Genomic DNA, 17,824 nt, shown 5'->3' with positions numbered 1-17,824 from the left:
CAGCCACGTTAGCTCTAGTTTAGAACTGTCCAGAAAATGGGGTCAGGCCACCCATTCGGTCTTGGCTGCCACCGAAGCGGACCTTGAAGTTTTCCCGAATCTCGAAGGGAAACGGAAAACCTATGCGGCAATGGTGTATGCGATGGATAGGGGAATCGGACGTATTGTCGAGGCCTTGAAAGAGAATGGAAGCTACGAGAACACTTTGATCATCTTCATGAGCGACAACGGCGGGAGGACTGATGAAGGAGCTACAAACGAACCACTCCGTGGGGTGAAGGGCGACACGTATGAGGGCGGTTTCCGGGTGCCTATGCTTGTGCATTGGGCCGGAAAGGTTCCTTCTGGTCGTGTCTACGACCAGCCGGTGAGTGCGCTTGATCTTTATCCGACGTTCACCCAGCTGGCCGGAGCAAATGTGCCGGATGGGAAAGATCTGGACGGAACGGATATCTGGAATGATTTCCTGGCCGGCCAGTCGGCGAGGAAGGGCGGTATGATCTACTCGGTCCGTTATCAGAATGGATATACGGATGTTGGTGCCCGCATTGATGATTGGAAGGTCACGAGGCATAATAGGGAATGGAAGCTTTTCAATATCACCAAGGATCTCGGTGAATCCAATGACCTGGCAGGACAATATCCCGAGCGCCTTCAACAGATGGTGAAGCAGGTTCAAAAATACGCCGAAAGCCATGTTCAACCTCTATGGTTCGATTCCCCTGAGGCAGAGAAGAAATGGCACGCTGCAGATATGCCAAACTACGAAAAAACCTTCGAACCGAATTAGCAATTTTGAATCAACAACTTATGAAAAACTCGAATATGAAATACTGGTCAACGATGCTTGCCGCAGTGATAATCTCCTCCACCGTCAATGCCGGAGAAAAGAAGGTCATCATCGGAGCCGATCTTGGAAATGGAAATTTCAACGCCGATACAAGTGACGTAGACGGTCGGCATTTCCTGGAAACCGCGCATTGGTTCAACTTGAGCGGTAGCGAGGCAGGTCCGAATGCGACAAAGAAAGATGGTGCGGAATCGGCCAATATGATGGGGGATGGCTCCAGGAACGCTTTGCTTTTGAAAGGCCCGGTGTTTATCAACGATACAAGCCACACAGTTGCCGCGGCTGGGGAAATTTTCCAAATCAAGTTCGATTTCTGCGACGCAATCCCGAAATGGATTGATGGAACGGATAGCGTTGAGGTTTTCTTCTTCACCACATCCGGCGCGGTAGATGGTTATACGGAAGCAGAAGCAATTACCGAAATCGGGAAGGTTGCTTTCACCGAAGTTAAAAAGGACGGAAAATTTGAGCCATATATCAATGAGTCAGCCTATACCACAACAGCGGGTGATATCGGCAAGGTAGTCTATGTGGGTTTCAGAGCGGCCACCTCACAAGGTATCGGACGACTGGATAACTTCGTCTTTGAAGTGGTAGCGAAGTGAGTAGGCAATGGTTCCAGGAGCTGAGGATAACATCCGAGGCTTCCTAGAAATCATCCTTACACCCTGGCTCAATCGGAACTGGATTTCCTGCATCCGTAGTAGGATGGGTGAATAGGTATTTCCAAACATCCTCATAAAGGAATTCTCCGTCGACAGATTTCGGAGAATTCCCTCCTGGCGTGGAGGCACCATGAGCCCGGGAAGGATTATTTTTGACATCAGCATGAGAAATCAGACGCCGCGTGCTTTCATACGGTGGTTTCGCAGTATCGACATCCACTACCGGACCGTATTTGTTCAAGCCAAGCATTAGCCAGGAACGACAGTAATGATGATTCTTCCAGCCCATATCCAGGACATGGGTAAATCCAAAAAAACGTTCCGGAGGAGTTGCAGATGGAAGTGATTGCCATGTTTCTGTCTGATCCCGGGGGCCGGAAAACATCACCACTCTGGCTACCTTTACTTCTTTCGCCAGCCTGGCTGCGGTTGTAGAGCCATGGGAGGAACCACTGAGGATTACTTTTTCCCAATCCAGCTTCAAGCCGTCCTGACTGAGAAACTGGCTCCAGTTTCCTTCCGGATGTTCTTTGGCTAGATACTTTACGAACTGTAATGAACGTTCGGCTAATCCATCCGGTTTTTCGATTTGAATAAATGGCGAATGATCTCTTCCTGTGGCAGCCTCAAGGCGTATTTCCGAGAAGAACCGTGTCTCGGAAGCCGGACGGATCGCGTCCATCCGGGCGAACCATTCGCGAGGATAGGTCACCTGTATCGCATGATGCCCATAGCTTGCCAAACGATCGAAAAGCTGCTCCGACGGAGCCATAAGCCAGATCACCAGGAAGCCGGATGAGGGGACCCGGGTATCCACGCACGCCAACTGGGTATCAGATGGTTTTCCCGCTTTTGAAAAAGTGAAATCAATCTCGGGGTATTCGCGGGTTCTACTATCTATTTCAGAAGCACGAGCGGTGGCACGATAGAACATTCCTTCGGCAAAGAGCGGAAGGGTAGGCAGGACCATTGCCACGAATACGAGAAGTAATTTCATGGAGCTTGGAATATGATTTCCCAGCGAATTCCGCGCTACCCGTAGATCCAATTTCCTATGAAGCTGCACTGATGAACCGGTAAAGATTATCTTTTTGGTCTACGCTTCTTACTGCGACTGGTTGAAAGAGGTTTCCGTTTGCCTTTCGATTTGTCGGCCGAGCGAGCGAACTTCTGCTTTGTGCCTCCGGAAGACGATGTCTTCGAAGCAACGGGTTTACCGGACATTTTTACTCCTTCCGTAGTAGGCGGTCCGGCAACGGCGAAGTCTACAAAACGTTTCACCTTATCGATGGAAACAATGCGCAACGGGAGTTTCATGCCCAATGCCAAACGGCGACCATCGAATGAGGTCCATGCCATATTGTGGTTCTCGAAACGCCAATTGGTGGAGCTTGGCAGATCCTCACGCTTGACGACTCCACGCACGTTCATTTCGGGAATTTCGACCATCAGACCCATCGGACGAACGTCTGTGATAACTCCGTCAAACGTCGTTTCATCGCCATGATCTTTCGATTGATCCGTAGATGCGATGAGTTCTAAAAACTCTAGGAGCTTGATCTGTTTTGTCTCGGATTCAGCTTCTGACGAAGTTCGTTCGGTATCGGAGATATGCCGCGCAATATCCCTCAGGTCAGCCTGGGACGGAGTCCGGTCCGGGTTCTTTGGCGCATTCTCCAGATAGGGCTGTAGCGAGCGATGAACAATAAGATCCGCATAGCGGCGAATCGGAGAGGTGAAATGAGTGTAGTCGGTTTTAGCCAAACCGTAATGCCCGAGCGGATCTGCGGCATAGGCGGCACGTTTGAGGGATTTCAAGAGACCGAGTTTTATAGTATGCTCCTCGGCCGTGCCTTTCGCGGAATCCAGCAAGGCTTGAATATGTGAGCGATTGGTCAAATCGCCGGGCTTATAACCATGCTGTTTGGCAGTTTCCGCATAATCGTCCAGCCTAGACGGGTCGGGATCTTCGTGAATCCGGAAAATGGACGGCTTTGAGCGCTCACGAAGTATTTTTGCAACCGCCTGATTGGCGATGAGCATGCACTCCTCCACGAGTTGGTGAGATTCCGTATGGACGACTTGGTGAGCCTCGCAGGCCCGGCCATTTTCATCCAACTTGATCTTTATTTCGGACATTTCCAAATCCAATGCTCCGTTTGCAAAACGATTCTTCCTTAAAAGTGAGGCCATTTTCCAAGCCTCTCTGATGGATTCCGCAAGAGTCGGATCCGAGCCCTTCGGCGCCGGTTTCCCATCCAGAATCTCCTGCGCCATTTCATAGGAAAGCTTGGCCCGGGAATGAATCACCGCATCGACAAACTTGGTATTGATGACGTGTCCGGTTTTGGAAATTTCAATAATCGCGCATTTCGTGAGGCGGTCCACGTCTGGTTTCAACGAACAAATCCCGTTTGAAAGTTCGGTTGGAAGCATCGGTAAAACGCGATCTACCAGATAAGTCGAGTTCCCGCGCTCAGCTGCTTCTTTGTCCATTGGCGAACCGGGCTTTATGTAATGGGAGACGTCTGCGATATGCACCTCAAGCAGCCACCCGCCGGCCTTTGTCTTCGCGATAAATATCGCATCGTCATGATCCTTCGCATCCGCGGGATCAATGGTGATGACGAGTTTCTTACGATGGTCTTTCCTGCGGGCGATTTCCTCTTCCGGGATCTCTTCCGGGACTGCACGAGCCTCCTGCAGAACATTTTCCGGGAAAGAGGTCCGTAAGCCGAAACGTGCAATGGTGGAAAGAATATCGACTCCGGCATCACCCGGCCAACCAAGGACCTCGATGACTTTTCCGAACGGGTCGGAAGCTGGATTATCCCAACTGATGAGATCCACAACGACCAACTGGCCGGGTTCCGCTGTGTTATCGCCGGTAATATTGATTCTGCCTTCCAATGCTTTGTCATCGGTCTCCACCCAGGCAAATTTCGCCTTTTTTCTGAAAGTCCCGACGATTCGTCCTGATCTCCGGGAAATGATTTCGATGACCTTTCCCCGTAATTCCTGTTCTTCAGGGACTGGCCCACGCTGGCGCGGCTTCGCGGAAGGTGGAGTTACCGCGATCCTGACGCTATCGCCATCAAGTGCGGTTTCCGTCTTATCGCGGGGGATAAAGATCCGCGAGTGGATGGTAAAGTCGATGCCCACGGCCTCATTGGCTTCGTCACCGATGACAGGATAGAAAAACGCGTGGCCGTTTGGTAGAAATTTGACCGAGCCGGTAAGAGAATTTTTTGGAGCTACCTTGAGCTGATAAAGGTTTTTAGCACCTACCGTGATAAGCTTTTCTTCGGCCAGATCCAGGAGGACACCGGTAAGTTCGCCTTTGCGATTGCCCGGGATTTCGAGGCGTCTGGCGATTTGGGTTTTAGAAAGTGGTTTCTCCGGAGTCGAACGGAGTAGATCGAGAATTTTTTCGCGCATATATAAAGTTTAGGAAAATATCGAGGAACCGCAGTCTATAAAGATTGCCGTTCGTATGGGATCCGAGATTCTACGGTATCAGAACGTGAGGTTTTCGAATCTTTCCAGTGCCAAGCTATGCTGGAAAATACGTTTATACAAGTGCGCGATTTTGGAACATCAGGATCACGGAAATGCTCCCCGGGGATATAATTATGTGCAAAAAAAGAGGCCGCATCTGAATCAGGGCGGCCTCTTTGTTGAGAATTACGAAAAGTTTCAGACTTTGGCTACAAACAAAGCCTGCTGAAAAGTTCTGCCAATGGTAGCTGCAGGCAGATGTAGAAATCGCCAAATTCCGAGTAACGGGCGGAGACTTCATCGAAGCGCATTTCATAGACGATTGCTTTAACCTCGGCCGTGTCCTTGGCGAAGAGAGTCACGCCCCATTCATGCTCGTCCAATCCAGTGGAGCCGGTGATCAGCTGTAAGATGCGCCCCGAGTAGGTCCGCCCGACGCGAGCGTGTCCCGCCATGAGTTCGCGGCGTCTTTCATAATCGAGCGAATACCAGTTGTCCGATCCCGAGCGGCGCTTTGTCATCGGGTAGAAACAAACGACTGGCCAATCCGGCAGCTGCGGATAAACCCTGTAGCTGCGGTAATGGGCCATACGCTCTTCAAATTCCCGCAGGCCTGCTTCAAACTCTTCGGAGCCTTCGGCGAGATTTTTTTCACCGATGAGAGTTTCGGCAATATATTGCTCTTTTGTTATCGTGTATTCGGATGGCTCGGTGAGGGAAAAATAAGAATAGCTAGGCGTGAGGATCTCCGGTCCGAGCGAAAGGGTAAGTTGCTTTTCAAAAGCATTTGCCATGTGCAGATCCGGAGTCAGGAGCATGAAACCAATATCAGATTTCGGGCTAACGATTGAAAACGTCAGGAGCTGGGTGTCAGGGGTGGCGCGGATTTCCTGAACCAATTCCGTGAAATTGACTTTGGCTTGTCGTTTTTCCTCTTCCGTCAGTAGTGACCACTGCGAATAATCAATGTGGTAAAACAAGTGGAGAACGTGCCAGCCTTCTTTGGGGATAAGTGGTGTCATAAAATAGTCTTCGTTGGTGCAAAAAATTAATACGGGCTACTTCGCGGTTTTGTTATCAATGAACGTCTGTGGAGATTTCAGTCTCGATAAGTTTGATGAATTCTTCACTCGGGGAATTGCCTCGTGGTGCTTCAAAAACCTGTATGCTCCACGGCAGACTATCGCCTGTGCGATATGACGCATGCATTCCGATATCGTGATAGCCATCGGTTGCCGCGAGCTCGAGAGCAGCGGTGCCTGTGATTTCCCGTGTGATATTATCGCCCACCACCTCGCCTTTCTCATTACGGAACAAAATCCGAACGGCAGCTTTACTTCCGGATGGCTCCATCTCAATGGCAACAACGGGGATCAGAACTGCATCTCTTCGAACCACGTCCGCGTTTTCGCCGGTGGTGATTGGCTCCCGCCAAAAAGTTTTCAGCTCTTTGATGGTTAAGGATTTTCCGTCGATCGGCAGGTCGATTTTTTCCGCAACCAATGGTTTCGTGGGAACACTTTTAGTGAAATGAATCACTCCGTATATTGCCCCCATCGCAAGTATAGCCAGCAATGCGGCGATACCGAGTTTCTCCATCTTCGATAGCGAGCCCACGAAATTCCCAAGGTAACGGGCTTGCGGAGAACGGGTATCATCCGTAATGCCGGAAGTTTGGTTTTCCGGGCCATCGGTTGATTCTTCATTGGAAACTGCACCTGGATTATCGGCTTCTGGGGCGGCTTTCTCGTGTGCAACTACTATGTGGGACTCGGTTTGCTCTTCCTCAAGTGCGGTTTTGGGTAAATCCTCAGCGGTCGCGATTTCGGATGAAGATTCACTTTTTCCGATCTTTTCTGTTTCCGATCTTTTCGGGATAGGTTTGGCAGAATGGCGGTGAGGTTTTTCGGAAGTATGCTTTGCCGGAGTTTCCAATTTGGAAACGGGAGAGTCCTCGGCAATCTGTTTCTTGGTTTCGGTCTTTCTTTTGATTGGTTTGGGAGCGATTACCACAGGCTTTGCCCGCAGTTCAGGCTCATCCTCTATCGACCAATCTTCGCCGGGAAATTTTTCTTCGTTTTCAGGTTTTTCCGCCAAGGCATCTTCAACAGGATCGCCCGATCCATTCCCTGAGTCATCATCCTCGTCATTGACGGATTGCTTTTCCGCTATTGCTTTCTCCACCTCCTCAGCTTCCTGCTCCCCATGTTCAGGGTGCGCGGCGGGCTCATCCTTAGGCTCCATCAAATTTTCGTCTTCGTCATCATCCAGATCCCATAAATCCAGTTCCGGGGCTGCTTTCGCTATTTCATCCCTACTGGAGCTTTTATTGGATTTTCTGGGGTTGGGTGAAGAATCGTTGCTCATGATGGCTGATACGAGGGTTTTAGAATGAGAGGTCGCACTTGGCGAGTTAAGAAAGCCCGAACTTTATGGTTTCGATTGGTCAAGATTCGGTCTTGTTCGTTCAAAGGAAACTGAACAGGATCGCGATCCGCAACAAGCCGAAGTGATGGGAAAATTGTTTGGAACAGATGGAATAAGAGGGAAAGCCAATGAGTATCCGGTGACAGCCGCGATGGCTGAAAAGCTTGGTGGAGCAGTTGTGAAAGTCCTTGGAGATGGCGGAGACGATGTCACGGTATTGATCGGAAGAGACACGCGTGAATCAGGGCCTATTTTGGAGGAAGGACTCACGAGGGGCCTGATTTCCCATGGAGCAAAGGTCGTTCTTCTGGGCGTTGTCCCTACTCCCGCTGTGGCACTTTTGGTCAGACAACTCAATGCTACGGCCGCCGTTATGTTGACCGCATCCCACAATCCTTTCGAAGATAATGGGATGAAAATTTTCGCATCGGACGGATACAAACTACCCGATGATTTGGAAGAAAAGATCGAGTCTCTCTTATTAGCTGAGGAATCACCGGGAAACTTTTCTGCTCGAAACATCAAAGTGGATTATGCAGAGGGAATTTCCGATTACGTCAATATGGCGAAATCCAGTGTTGATGGACTTAATCTTGGTGGATTGAAAATCGTCCTGGATGCGGGCAACGGAGCGGGATATCAGGCGGGACCGCGGATTTTTCGCGAATTGGGCGCGGAAGTCGTGGAAATGGCAGTTACTCCGGACGGGAAAAATATTAATGCCAACTGTGGGGCGTTGCACGCAGCTGCCGCGGGCAAGCTCGTTGTCGAGCAGAATGCGCATCTGGGCATATCCTTGGATGGCGATGCCGACAGAGTGATTTTCACCACGGCAAACGGGGAGGTTCTAAGCGGCGACAGAGTTCTGGCGTTGGGTGCCCTGAGTCTGAAAAAAGCGGGAAAGTTGCGTCATAATTCCATGGTTGCCACGGTGATGAGCAATTTGGGAATGGACGAAGCATTGAAAGCGGAAGGTATCGATGTGATCAGGGCTGGAGTGGGCGATCGATTGGTTCTGGAAGAAATGAGGGCTAGCGATCTTTGCTTCGGCGGCGAAAATTCGGGACATTTGATCTTTTCCGATTTTGCGACCACCGGAGATGGAATCATGAGTGCGCTGCAGGTTTGTAAAATGATGGTCGATAGCGGGAAGACCCTGGAGGAGCTTGCTTCAGTGATGAATGAATATCCGAGTGAGCTTCTGAACCTTTCCGTCGGCAGCAAGCCTCCACTCGAGAGTCTGACAAAGCTGCAGAACTTGATAAAAGAAGCGGAACAAGAGTTTCAGAACAGCGGTCGCCAACTGATCCGCTACTCGGGAACCGAGAATAAAATCCGAGTCCTGGTCGAACACAAGGAGGCGGCGACCGTAGAAAGATGGATCGGGAAGTTCAAAGAAGTCATTGCGGAGGAACTTGGATGAAAGAAGGGCTACCATTGTCGATTGACCGAGAATTGGGGGATTTTCCGATAGCAAATCTACCTCTATCCGAATGGGAGAAAACTGCCGGGGAGGAACTTCGGGCACTCATTTCCGCATGCCGTTATCCCTGGGACTTACTGGCGATCAATGAATATATCGTGAGCCGCATGGAATCCGGCGAGATTGCGGGAGATATTCATCCTTCTGCCGTGGTGGAGGGAAATATAAGCCTGGGAGCTGGGTCCCGCATTTTGCCGGGAGTCTACATCGAAGGCAATGTAGTGATTGGAGCCGGATGTAAGATTGGGCCGAACTGCTACCTCCGGGGGAACACAAGTATTGGCGACAATTGCCACATCGGTCAATCCGTGGAGATCAAGAATTCGATCATTCTAAATGGAACGAATGTCGGGCACCTTTCTTATGTGGGAGATTCCATTTTGGGAGAAAAGGTGAATTTCGCTGCCGGAACGACCGTCTCCAACTTACGTCACGACGGCGCAAACCATCGCTCGGAAGTCGACGGCAAGCTAATGGATACGGGCAGGAGAAAACTAGGAGTCATCGTCGGCGATGGCGTCCATACGGGAATAGGAACAATGATTTACCCCGGCCGGAAAATCTGGCCAAATATGTCCACGCGTCCGGGTGATGTGGTGGCGAAGGACCTCCGTCCTGCCAAGGAACTTTCAGAATAAAAATTATATGTGTGGAATTGTAGGATATCTTGGAAAAGCCAATGCGGCCACCGTGTTGATCAATGGCCTCAAACGTCTGGAATACCGCGGCTACGATTCCGCAGGTCTGGCCTTGCTGGATAACGATGAGATTTTGGTCTCCAAGTCAGCGGGGAAGGTTGCCAGTTTGAACGAGAGGGCGCATACAAACTGGAGTCCGGAAGTATTTAAACGTTCGGGAACGGGTATTGCCCATACCCGCTGGGCAACCCACGGGCCGCCGACAGAGATCAATGCTCACCCGCATTTGGATCAGTCCGGCGATATCGCATTGGTCCACAATGGGATCATCGAAAATTACCGCGCATTGAGAACCCGGTTGGAAAGCCGCGGACACCACTTCTATTCGGAAACGGATACGGAGGTGCTATGCCATCTTATCGGGGATTGCGATAAAGGGGATCTGTTCCAAGCGGTCTGTGACGCGCTTCATCAAGTCGAGGGGACTTTCGGGATTGCTGTGATTTCTTCACGGGAGCCGGGAAGAATCATTACCGCCCGCCGGGGCAGCCCGATTGTGATTGGAATTGGAGACGGAGAGGTGATTCTGGCCTCGGACGCTTCCGCTATCCTGGCCCATACCCAACGGGTCATCTATCTTGATGACAATGATATTGCGACGCTCACTCTCGACGGTGTCGATATCCGTGATCTCAATAACGTCCCTGTCACCCGCGAGATAGCGGAGCTGGGGCTCGATGCTGCGGCTGCTGAGAAAGGCGGATTTGAGCATTTCATGCTTAAAGAAATCCACGAGCAACCGGAAGCTCTGGCAAACGCCATCCGAGGTCGGTTGGATCTGCACCTGGGATCTTCCGTTCTGGCGGGAATGAGTACTTCGCAGCGCGAGCTCGCGGAGCTTGTCCGGGTTGTAATGGTCGGTTGCGGCACCTCGTTGCATGCGGCAATGGTTGGTGAGTATGCTTTCGAGGATATCGCCGATATCAATGCCGAGGTCCAGCAAGCGGCAGAATTCCGATATCGGAATCCAATCATGGGCAGCCGTGATTTCGTGGTGGCCATCTCGCAATCCGGAGAAACGGCGGACACTCTCGCAGCCGTAAAGGAAGCGCATCAAAAGGGCGCTTTCGTGATGAGTTTGGTCAACGTGGTGGGCTCCACTATCGCACGGGAAACCGGTCGGGGAGTTTATCTGCATGCCGGTCCTGAGATCTCCGTGGCATCCACGAAAGCCTTCACCTGCCAGGTCTCCGTTTTGTTGATGATGGCTTTGAAGCTGGGTCGGGGTAGGCGGTTTTCCCGGGAAGAAGGGCTGAAACTTGCGCACGATATCGGCTCGATTCCGCTACTGGTGGAGCGGGTGATCGCAAAAGAACATATCATTGCAAAAATTGCCGAAGATTACGTGGATAACGAACACGCATTCTTTATCGGCCGCGGCCCGATGTATCCGGTGGCTCTGGAGGGCGCTTTGAAGCTCAAGGAGATTTCCTACATTCATGCGGAAGGGTATCACGCTGCCGAGCTGAAGCACGGTCCCATTGCTCTTTTACAACCGGGGACACCGGTCATCGCCGTAGCTTGCGAAGGACCGGCCAAGGACAAGACCCTGGGCAATGTTGAAGAGTGCCGCGCACGTGGTGCTCGCATTCTGGGAATTGTGACTGAAGGCGATACCGATGCCGAGGAGGTGATGGATGACTACATTTCCATTCCGAGAACCCATCCGCTTGTCGCCACCGTCCCGGCTGTGGTCGCGCTGCAAATTTTCTCATACCACGTGGCACGGTTGCGGGGATGCGAAATCGATCAGCCAAGGAATCTGGCGAAAAGTGTTACCGTTGAGTAAAGGCCCTCGCTTGCTCCCGGGAAATCATAATTCTTTTCCGGAGTTGCCCCCAGCGGTAGCCTCCGGAAATGCCTGTTTCCCTAATTACCCGATGACAGGGAATGAGATAGGAGATGCGATTTCTTCCAACTGCGTTTCCGACGGCTCTAGCTGACTTGTCCTGGCCGATATCCCTGGCAAGCTTGCCGTAGGTGGTGAGCTTGTTCTCTGGGATATTGAGAAGTGCCCTCCAGACTTTTTGCTGAAACGCAGTGCCTTTTACAAAAAGGCTGATATGGGATCGGGCGTCAGGGTAGTCTGTAAAAATCCGCGCGGCAAAGTCGCTTGCGGATTTATCGTCCCGGACCAGCGATGCGAGCGGCCAATCGGCGTGAACGGCTTCGAGAGAATCCGCCTCACAATCATCGTAGAACGAGAGATGTGAAATTCCCTTCGGTGTCATCGCGAGAAAGAGATTACCGAAGGGGCTATCAGCCAAACCCCAGCGAATCTCCATCCCCACACCCCCTGACTTTATCTCACCCGGTGTGGCAGCGTGAACATTCAAGCAGAGATCATGGAGGCGCGAGGGACCGGAAAGCCCCGATTCGAGCGATGTGTGGAGGATGCTTTCGCCATCTCGCAAAAGCTTCATGGCATAATCCATCGTCAAGGCCTGGATGAAGTCCTTCGGAGTGACTCCCGCCCATTTCACAAACATGCGATGGAAGTGCGAACTACTCAATCCTGCCACCTGTGACAGCTCATCCAGCGCAGGTTGATGCATGAAAGCCTCATCCAAGTGGCGGATTACACGGGCAATCCTCTCATAGTCGTTCATGCCCGCAATTCAACAAAAGAGCCTGATGTTTTCCCACCCGTTTCTTGCTGCGATTTCGAGGAGGTGCTTGCCGTTAGATATACCGTGTCAACGAATCGACCGTCGCATCATCCAGTTTTCCGGCTAACGCTATTGTCAGGGAAACCATCGCCAGATAGTCGTCGATGTCGATGATCGCATTATGGGTATGAATGTAACGTGCCGGCACTCCGAGCACGATCGTGGGAATCCCCTGATTTGCCTGATGCAGTGCACCAGCGTCTGTGCCACCGCTGCGACGGACGGTTACCTGATGGGGAATATTTGCTTTTTCAGCAGTCTGAATCGCAAGCTGTGCAAGCCTTGGGTTGGTAATCGCCGTCGGATCGTAAAGCCTGATCTGGACACCACCTCCCAGTTTTCCCTGGCTTTCGGAAAGATTAAAGCCAGGGGTATCATCGGCCGGTGGACCTTCCAGAACGATTGCCACGTCCGGTTTGACAAAAGCAGCGAGAGTCCTTGCCCCGCGCAGCCCGACTTCTTCCTGGACGCTGCCAGCGAACACAATTTCATTGGGGTGATCGGTTCCGGCGAGCTCGGTTGCCGATTGGATCACGCCCGCCATTCCAACCCGGTTATCAAACGCCTTCGCCAAATAGTTATTCGAGCGCGCAAGGGGAGTGAAAGGGGACCACGGAGCGATCGGATCCCCAATGGAAATATCAAAATCATCTCTCAGTTCGCGTCGTGATGAGGCTCCGACGTCGATAAACATCGCCTCGATCGGCACCGGTTGGTCCCGCACGGATGGCGGCAGGAAATGAACGGGCTTGCTGCCGATCACGCCCATGATTTTGTCGCCGTTGCGGGTGAGAATTTGAACCCGTTGCCCGAGCATGTGCTGTGTGGACCAGCCACCTATCGCGACAAACTGAATGAAGCCGTCCAGTGTCATGTTCTGCACCATGAATCCTACCTCATCCATGTGACCCGCGATTAGGACCCGCGGTCCGTCGTTGCTATGAGCACAAATAACGGAGCCATTTTTATCTGCTGCAAGCGGACCAATCTCGGATAGTTCGTCTATAAAGATGGCGCGGACTTCGTCCTCGTGTCCCGAAACGGAATGGGCTTCGGTGAGTTCCTGTAGAAGAGAGAGTGCTTTGGCTCGCATGCGGAGAACGATGTCCGAAAAAGGCGTGCTTTGAAAATAGAAACTTATCCATCGGGGAAGAATGCGGGGGAAGGATCGACCGCCCTACGCCAGCGAGGCGAAGCGATGGTTTTGAAAAGTATCACAGCGGTTTCATCACAGATGATGTTGCGCGTGGGTCGGATTGAAGCCATGTTGCTCGCATGAGACTTGGTATCTTAATCTCTTTCTTGCTATCACTTGCCTCTTGCGGTGCTTTCCAGCTTCCACAAGACTCGAGCCAGTGCGTAGTGGGCATTGCCGATGACTGGGGTAGCTCGACAGTCAGTCTGAGCTATTTTGAAAAGAAGAACGGTGAATGGTATCGGGTCGGCGATATATGGAAAGGCCGTCTAGGCTCCAAAGGGCTGGTGTGGGGAAGGGGGATCCATCCCAATCCATCAGGTGTGTCCCTGAAACAGGAAGGTGACGGGCGCTCCCCTGCGGGAGTTTTTGATATCGGAGGAGTCTGGGGCGCTCACAAGAGCGTAAAGAAACATCCGAAAACCTTTTATCATCAGGTGACATCCAGGGATCTTTGGGTAGAGGATGGATCGTCCAAATACTACAATCAATTTCTGAGTTTGGATCACGAGCCCGCGACTGCCTGGGAGAAAAAGGCGCAGATGAAACAAAATGACTATCCCCAGTCATTGAAAATGTTCATCGCCCACAACGCTTATCCCCGTGTTGTTCCAAACGGTGGGTCTTCGATTTTTTTCCATATCTGGCGTCGGGACGGTGCCGCCGCCACCGCAGGTTGCACCACAATGATCGAAGATCGCTTGCGCTGGCTTATCGCAACTGTTGACCCGGACCGCCGTCCGCTTTACGTCCTTCTGCCCCGGGCTGAATACGAGAAACTGAAACCTTTATGGAAACTACCATGACCGCCGCCATTTTACCTGACTCCATGGGCCATTTCGGCCAGTTCGGAGGAATGTTTGTCCCCGAGACATTGATGACTCCCTTGCAAGACCTTACCAAGGCTTATGAGGAGGCAAAGGCAGACCCTGCTTTCCAGAAAGAACTTGATGATCTTCTCAAGAACTACGTGGGACGTCCGACTCCGCTTTATTTTGCGGAAAGGTGGACGGAGAAACTCGGCGGAGCAAAAATCTATCTCAAACGCGAGGATCTTCTTCATACGGGCGCGCATAAGATCAACAATGCCATGGGCCAGATCCTATTGGCAAAAAGACTGGGTAAAACCCGTATTATCGCAGAAACCGGAGCAGGTCAGCACGGTGTGGCCACGGCAACGGTTTGCGCACGCTTCGGCATGGAATGCGTGGTTTATATGGGGAAAGTTGATATGGAGCGCCAGGCGCTGAACGTCGCCAGAATGCGCCTCATGGGCGCCGAGGTCCGGGCTGTCACCGCTGGACAAGCCACTCTTAAGGAAGCAGTAAATGAAGCGATGCGTGACTGGGTCGCAAGCGTGGAAAATACCCATTACATCATCGGCTCAGCTCTGGGTTCCCACCCGTTTCCGATGATTGTTCGTGATTTCCAGAGAGTTATCGGTCTCGAAGCCCGGGAACAAATCCTGGAGCGTGAAGGGCGGCTTCCTGATCTGCTCATCGCATGCGTAGGCGGAGGATCAAATGCCATCGGGATGTTCCATCCATTTCTTAATGATGACTCCGTGCGGATGATGGGAGTGGAAGCGGGTGGACACGGCATTTTCCCCGAACAACATGCCGCCCGTTTTCAAGGTGGAAAGCTCGGTGTCCTACAGGGCACGAAAACCTGGTTGCTGGCCAATGACGACGGGCAGATTGAGCTGACTCATTCCGTCTCGGCAGGCTTGGATTACGCGGCGATCGGCCCCGAGCATGCGTATCTTCAGGACTCAGCACGGGTCGAATATACCTATGCCACCGATGAGGAAGCACTCGCAGCTTTCAAGGAACTTGCTCATACCGAGGGAATAATTCCCGCCTTGGAAAGCTCCCACGCGATGGCCTATGTCTCGAAAGTTGCAGGTTCGTTACCGAAAACGGATATCATTATCGCCAATCTTTCCGGACGTGGAGACAAGGATGTCGAGCAGGCTGTGAAGTTCCTGCTACCGGACATCCCTCTAGGTTGATTTTGGAAACCATACAGATTATGAAAAAAACATTCTCTCTATTTATATCACTCACTTTGTTGATGGTGGCAACTGGTTGCTCCCAATCACAAAAGACAGATCGAACCGCTCAGAACGAGGCTCAGAAAACGATCACTCCGGTGGAAGTTAAGTCTGAAGACGGTTTAGCTCGGGCTTATTTCGCAAGTGGTTGTTTTTGGTGCGTGGAAGCTATTTACGAGAGCGTGAAAGGTGTAAAAGAATCGATTTCCGGATACTCTGGCGGACATACCGAGAATCCGACCTATGAGGACAGTAATACGGGGAAGACCGGTCACGCGGAGGCGGTTGAAATTATCTACGATCCCGAGGTGGTGAGTTTCGCTACACTTGTTGACGTATATTTTGGTTCCCAGAATGTCACTCAGGCAAATGGCCAGGGCCCCGACAATGGTTCCCAATATCGTTCGATCATATTTTATCAAAACGATGACCAGAAAAAGATCATTGATGAGAAGATCGCAGCCCTGAACAAGGAAATGGGAGATGAGGAAGTTGCCGCCGAAGTGCTTCCCTTTCAAAAATTTTGGATCGGAGAAGACTATCATCAGGATTATGAGAAGAAACATCCCGAAAATCCCTATGTGCGTGGGGTTTCAATTCCGCGTCTGAAGAAATTCCAGGAGAAATTCCCACATCTTCTCAAAGATGGTGCCAAGCACTGAAAGCGCTTACCTCTCCCTAGACCGTCATGCACTGCTTTAAAGCAAACTTATCGTAATCTATGCCAGATCCTACCTATGTCCGGAGCGCCTTTGCGCGGATAGCAGATCGTTATGTCATGACCAATCATGTGCTCTCAATGGGAATGGACATCTGGTGGCGCCATGTAGTGACAAGGCGGATCAAAGCGTTGTCTCCCGGTAAACTGCTGGATGTGGCAAGCGGAACTGGCGATTTGGCTCTGAAGATCCAAGACGAAATTCCGGATTGTGCGGTCACTGCGACCGACTTCTGTGCGGAGATGCTGGAGCACGCCACGTTCCGGGGTGTCCGCACAACCCTGGTTGCGGATGCGCTTGATCTCCCGTTCCAGGATCATGAGTTCGATGTTGCAACAGTAGCCTTTGGTCTGCGGAACATGGGCGATTACGAATTGGCCCTGAAGGAGATGAGAAGGGTTCTCAGGCCGGGGGGGCATCTGTTCATCCTGGATTTCTCAATCCCCAATGGCGTGCTACGAACTCCCTATCGCCTTTATCTGCATAAGGTTCTCCCAAAGCTGGCTGGAATTTTGACAAGGGAAAGAGACGCCTATGAATATTTGGGTGGATCGATTGAGCAGTTTCCGTCTGGCGCGGACATGATATCCCTATTGAACCGGACCGGTTTCATCGAGAACACTGCGGATCCGCTGACTTTCGGTGTTGTGAGCGTTTACGAAGCCGTCAAAAGCGAGTGATTGTCTGCAATCCGGTCACTGACTGGTCTCAAGCGCCTTCACAGGTAGAGCGTGCGCATAAAGAGCAGCTTGTAGCTCCATTTCACATGGGATACGCGCCAAAGGTGCCTGATGTCTCATCGCAGCCTCTTTCCAGACGGCAAAATGGTTTTTGTAAGACTCAAGGTATCGACGCAATGTCGCTGGTTCAATCCGGTGGGAATGCTTCGTTTTCAGTTCAGCATCAATGAAGTCATAATTGCCGACCCAGCTGGGATTAGCTTCTTCCCCTAAAAACGGGCAAAATAAAATCGGCATCCCTTGCTTCTGGGCAAGAGTCCGCAGCAAATGATTGGGATCCGAGGAGAAGAGTAGATCAGATAAAAACACCCGTAGAGCGTGGGAGCGCAACGGTAGTCGTTGAACCTCCGGCGCCGCCGCAAGGGTAGGTAGCTTAGGAGTGAGCCTACGAAGATCCTCCTTCCAGCGATCGGAGCGCAGGGACGTGGGATCGATCGCACATTGGGCGTCTCCATTGACCGCATAGACACGCACCGAAGCTCCCGCCGCCAACGAAGACTCTGTAAGAAAGGTAAGTAGCTCCGAACTGCGTTTTTCCTTCTCCGGAGAAAAAAACATTGAGGCGGATGAATCGAGGATCAGATCCACTACCGGGCGGATCTCTTCCCGGAAAAGTTTCATCGAGTATTGACCGGTGCGCGCGAAAGCCTGCCAGTTAATATGCCGCGGGTCATCGCCGGGGGAGTAAGCCCGGTGATCCTGGAAATCCATCGAGGCACCTGTGCCGGAGCCGGCAAAGTCACCGGCTGCACCTCGCCAGACTTTATTGCGGAATGGTAGACGCAGCATGTGCAGGTGTGGGATTGAAGTTCAAGCGGACCGGACGG

General features: G+C 51.7%; 16 protein-coding genes. 9 read left to right on the top strand and 7 right to left on the bottom strand.

Features of this window, described 5'->3' with window-relative positions:
- On the top strand, positions 1-790 hold a 790-nt coding region (locus ACFSSA_RS15700; RefSeq protein ID WP_386821580.1), incomplete at its 5' end, for a sulfatase-like hydrolase/transferase.
- Positions 791-825: 35 nt separating this feature from the next.
- Positions 826-1,455, top strand: coding sequence for a hypothetical protein (locus tag ACFSSA_RS15695; RefSeq protein ID WP_386821579.1), 630 nt, complete (start codon positions 826-828; stop codon positions 1,453-1,455).
- Positions 1,456-1,498: 43 nt separating this feature from the next.
- Here the strand turns inward: ACFSSA_RS15695 and ACFSSA_RS15690 are convergent, their stop codons facing one another.
- From ACFSSA_RS15690 to ACFSSA_RS15675, 4 genes are all read right to left on the bottom strand, one after another.
- Positions 1,499-2,512 (bottom strand): BPSS1187 family protein, encoded by a 1,014-nt coding sequence (locus ACFSSA_RS15690; RefSeq protein ID WP_386821578.1) that lies wholly within the window; start codon positions 2,510-2,512, stop codon positions 1,499-1,501.
- An 86-nt stretch (positions 2,513-2,598) separates the two neighbouring features.
- Positions 2,599-4,953, bottom strand: coding sequence for a ribonuclease R (rnr, locus tag ACFSSA_RS15685; RefSeq protein ID WP_386821577.1), 2,355 nt, complete (start codon positions 4,951-4,953; stop codon positions 2,599-2,601).
- A 269-nt stretch (positions 4,954-5,222) separates the two neighbouring features.
- The gene (gene hemQ, locus ACFSSA_RS15680; RefSeq protein ID WP_386821576.1) at positions 5,223-6,035 is read right to left on the bottom strand and encodes a hydrogen peroxide-dependent heme synthase; all 813 of its coding nucleotides are present in this window, start codon (positions 6,033-6,035) and stop codon (positions 5,223-5,225) included.
- 55 nt (positions 6,036-6,090) lie between these two features.
- Positions 6,091-7,380, bottom strand: coding sequence for a hypothetical protein (locus ACFSSA_RS15675; RefSeq protein WP_386821575.1), 1,290 nt, complete (start codon positions 7,378-7,380; stop codon positions 6,091-6,093).
- A gap of 145 nt (positions 7,381-7,525) precedes the next feature.
- Between ACFSSA_RS15675 and glmM the strand changes: the two genes are divergently transcribed.
- Genes glmM through glmS form a run of 3 tightly spaced genes read left to right on the top strand, consistent with a single transcriptional unit; the run spans position 7,526 to position 11,410 of the window.
- Positions 7,526-8,863: a phosphoglucosamine mutase gene (glmM, locus tag ACFSSA_RS15670; RefSeq protein WP_386821574.1), complete on the top strand. Its 1,338-nt coding sequence runs from the start codon at positions 7,526-7,528 to the stop codon at positions 8,861-8,863.
- Positions 8,864-8,877: 14 nt separating this feature from the next.
- Positions 8,878-9,561, top strand: a complete 684-nt coding sequence (locus tag ACFSSA_RS15665) for a hypothetical protein (RefSeq protein WP_386821573.1) — start codon at positions 8,878-8,880, stop codon at positions 9,559-9,561.
- A 7-nt stretch (positions 9,562-9,568) separates the two neighbouring features.
- Complete coding sequence (glmS, locus tag ACFSSA_RS15660) at positions 9,569-11,410, top strand: glutamine--fructose-6-phosphate transaminase (isomerizing) (protein ID WP_386821572.1); 1,842 nt, start codon at positions 9,569-9,571, stop codon at positions 11,408-11,410.
- Here the strand turns inward: glmS and ACFSSA_RS15655 are convergent.
- Positions 11,397-12,230, bottom strand: a complete 834-nt coding sequence (locus ACFSSA_RS15655; protein WP_386821571.1) for a methylated-DNA--[protein]-cysteine S-methyltransferase — start codon at positions 12,228-12,230, stop codon at positions 11,397-11,399. The two genes, glmS and ACFSSA_RS15655, sit on opposite strands and share 14 nt — an antisense overlap.
- A 73-nt stretch (positions 12,231-12,303) precedes the next feature.
- Complete coding sequence (locus tag ACFSSA_RS15650) at positions 12,304-13,383, bottom strand: M42 family metallopeptidase (protein ID WP_386821570.1); 1,080 nt, start codon at positions 13,381-13,383, stop codon at positions 12,304-12,306.
- Positions 13,384-13,565: 182 nt separating this feature from the next.
- On the opposite strand from ACFSSA_RS15650, the gene ACFSSA_RS15645 reads away from it, so the two are divergent.
- The 4 genes from ACFSSA_RS15645 to ACFSSA_RS15630 are packed head-to-tail and all read left to right on the top strand — an operon-like array spanning position 13,566 to position 16,937.
- The gene (locus ACFSSA_RS15645) at positions 13,566-14,291 is read left to right on the top strand and encodes a L,D-transpeptidase family protein (RefSeq protein ID WP_386821569.1); all 726 of its coding nucleotides are present in this window, start codon (positions 13,566-13,568) and stop codon (positions 14,289-14,291) included.
- Complete coding sequence (gene trpB / locus ACFSSA_RS15640) at positions 14,276-15,496, top strand: tryptophan synthase subunit beta (RefSeq protein ID WP_386821568.1); 1,221 nt, start codon at positions 14,276-14,278, stop codon at positions 15,494-15,496. Before ACFSSA_RS15645 ends, trpB begins: the two co-directional genes overlap by 16 nt.
- 20 nt (positions 15,497-15,516) lie before the next feature.
- On the top strand, positions 15,517-16,200 hold the full coding sequence (msrA, locus tag ACFSSA_RS15635) for a peptide-methionine (S)-S-oxide reductase MsrA (protein WP_386821567.1): 684 nt from the start codon (positions 15,517-15,519) through the stop codon (positions 16,198-16,200).
- 59 nt (positions 16,201-16,259) lie between these two features.
- A complete protein-coding gene (locus ACFSSA_RS15630) occupies positions 16,260-16,937 on the top strand; it encodes a ubiquinone/menaquinone biosynthesis methyltransferase (RefSeq protein ID WP_386821566.1) in 678 nt (225 codons plus the stop codon).
- 15 nt (positions 16,938-16,952) lie between these two features.
- Here the strand turns inward: ACFSSA_RS15630 and ACFSSA_RS15625 are convergent, their stop codons facing one another.
- The gene (locus ACFSSA_RS15625; RefSeq protein ID WP_386821565.1) at positions 16,953-17,786 is read right to left on the bottom strand and encodes a DUF58 domain-containing protein; all 834 of its coding nucleotides are present in this window, start codon (positions 17,784-17,786) and stop codon (positions 16,953-16,955) included.
- Positions 17,787-17,824: the final 38 nt, after the last annotated feature.

Origin of the sequence: Luteolibacter algae, from assembly GCF_042683045.1 — a bacterium.
GTDB classification, from domain to species: domain Bacteria; phylum Verrucomicrobiota; class Verrucomicrobiia; order Verrucomicrobiales; family Akkermansiaceae; genus Luteolibacter; species Luteolibacter algae.
The sequence above is the reverse complement of the archived record's forward strand: the minus strand, read 5'-3'. Positions and strand labels throughout refer to the sequence as shown.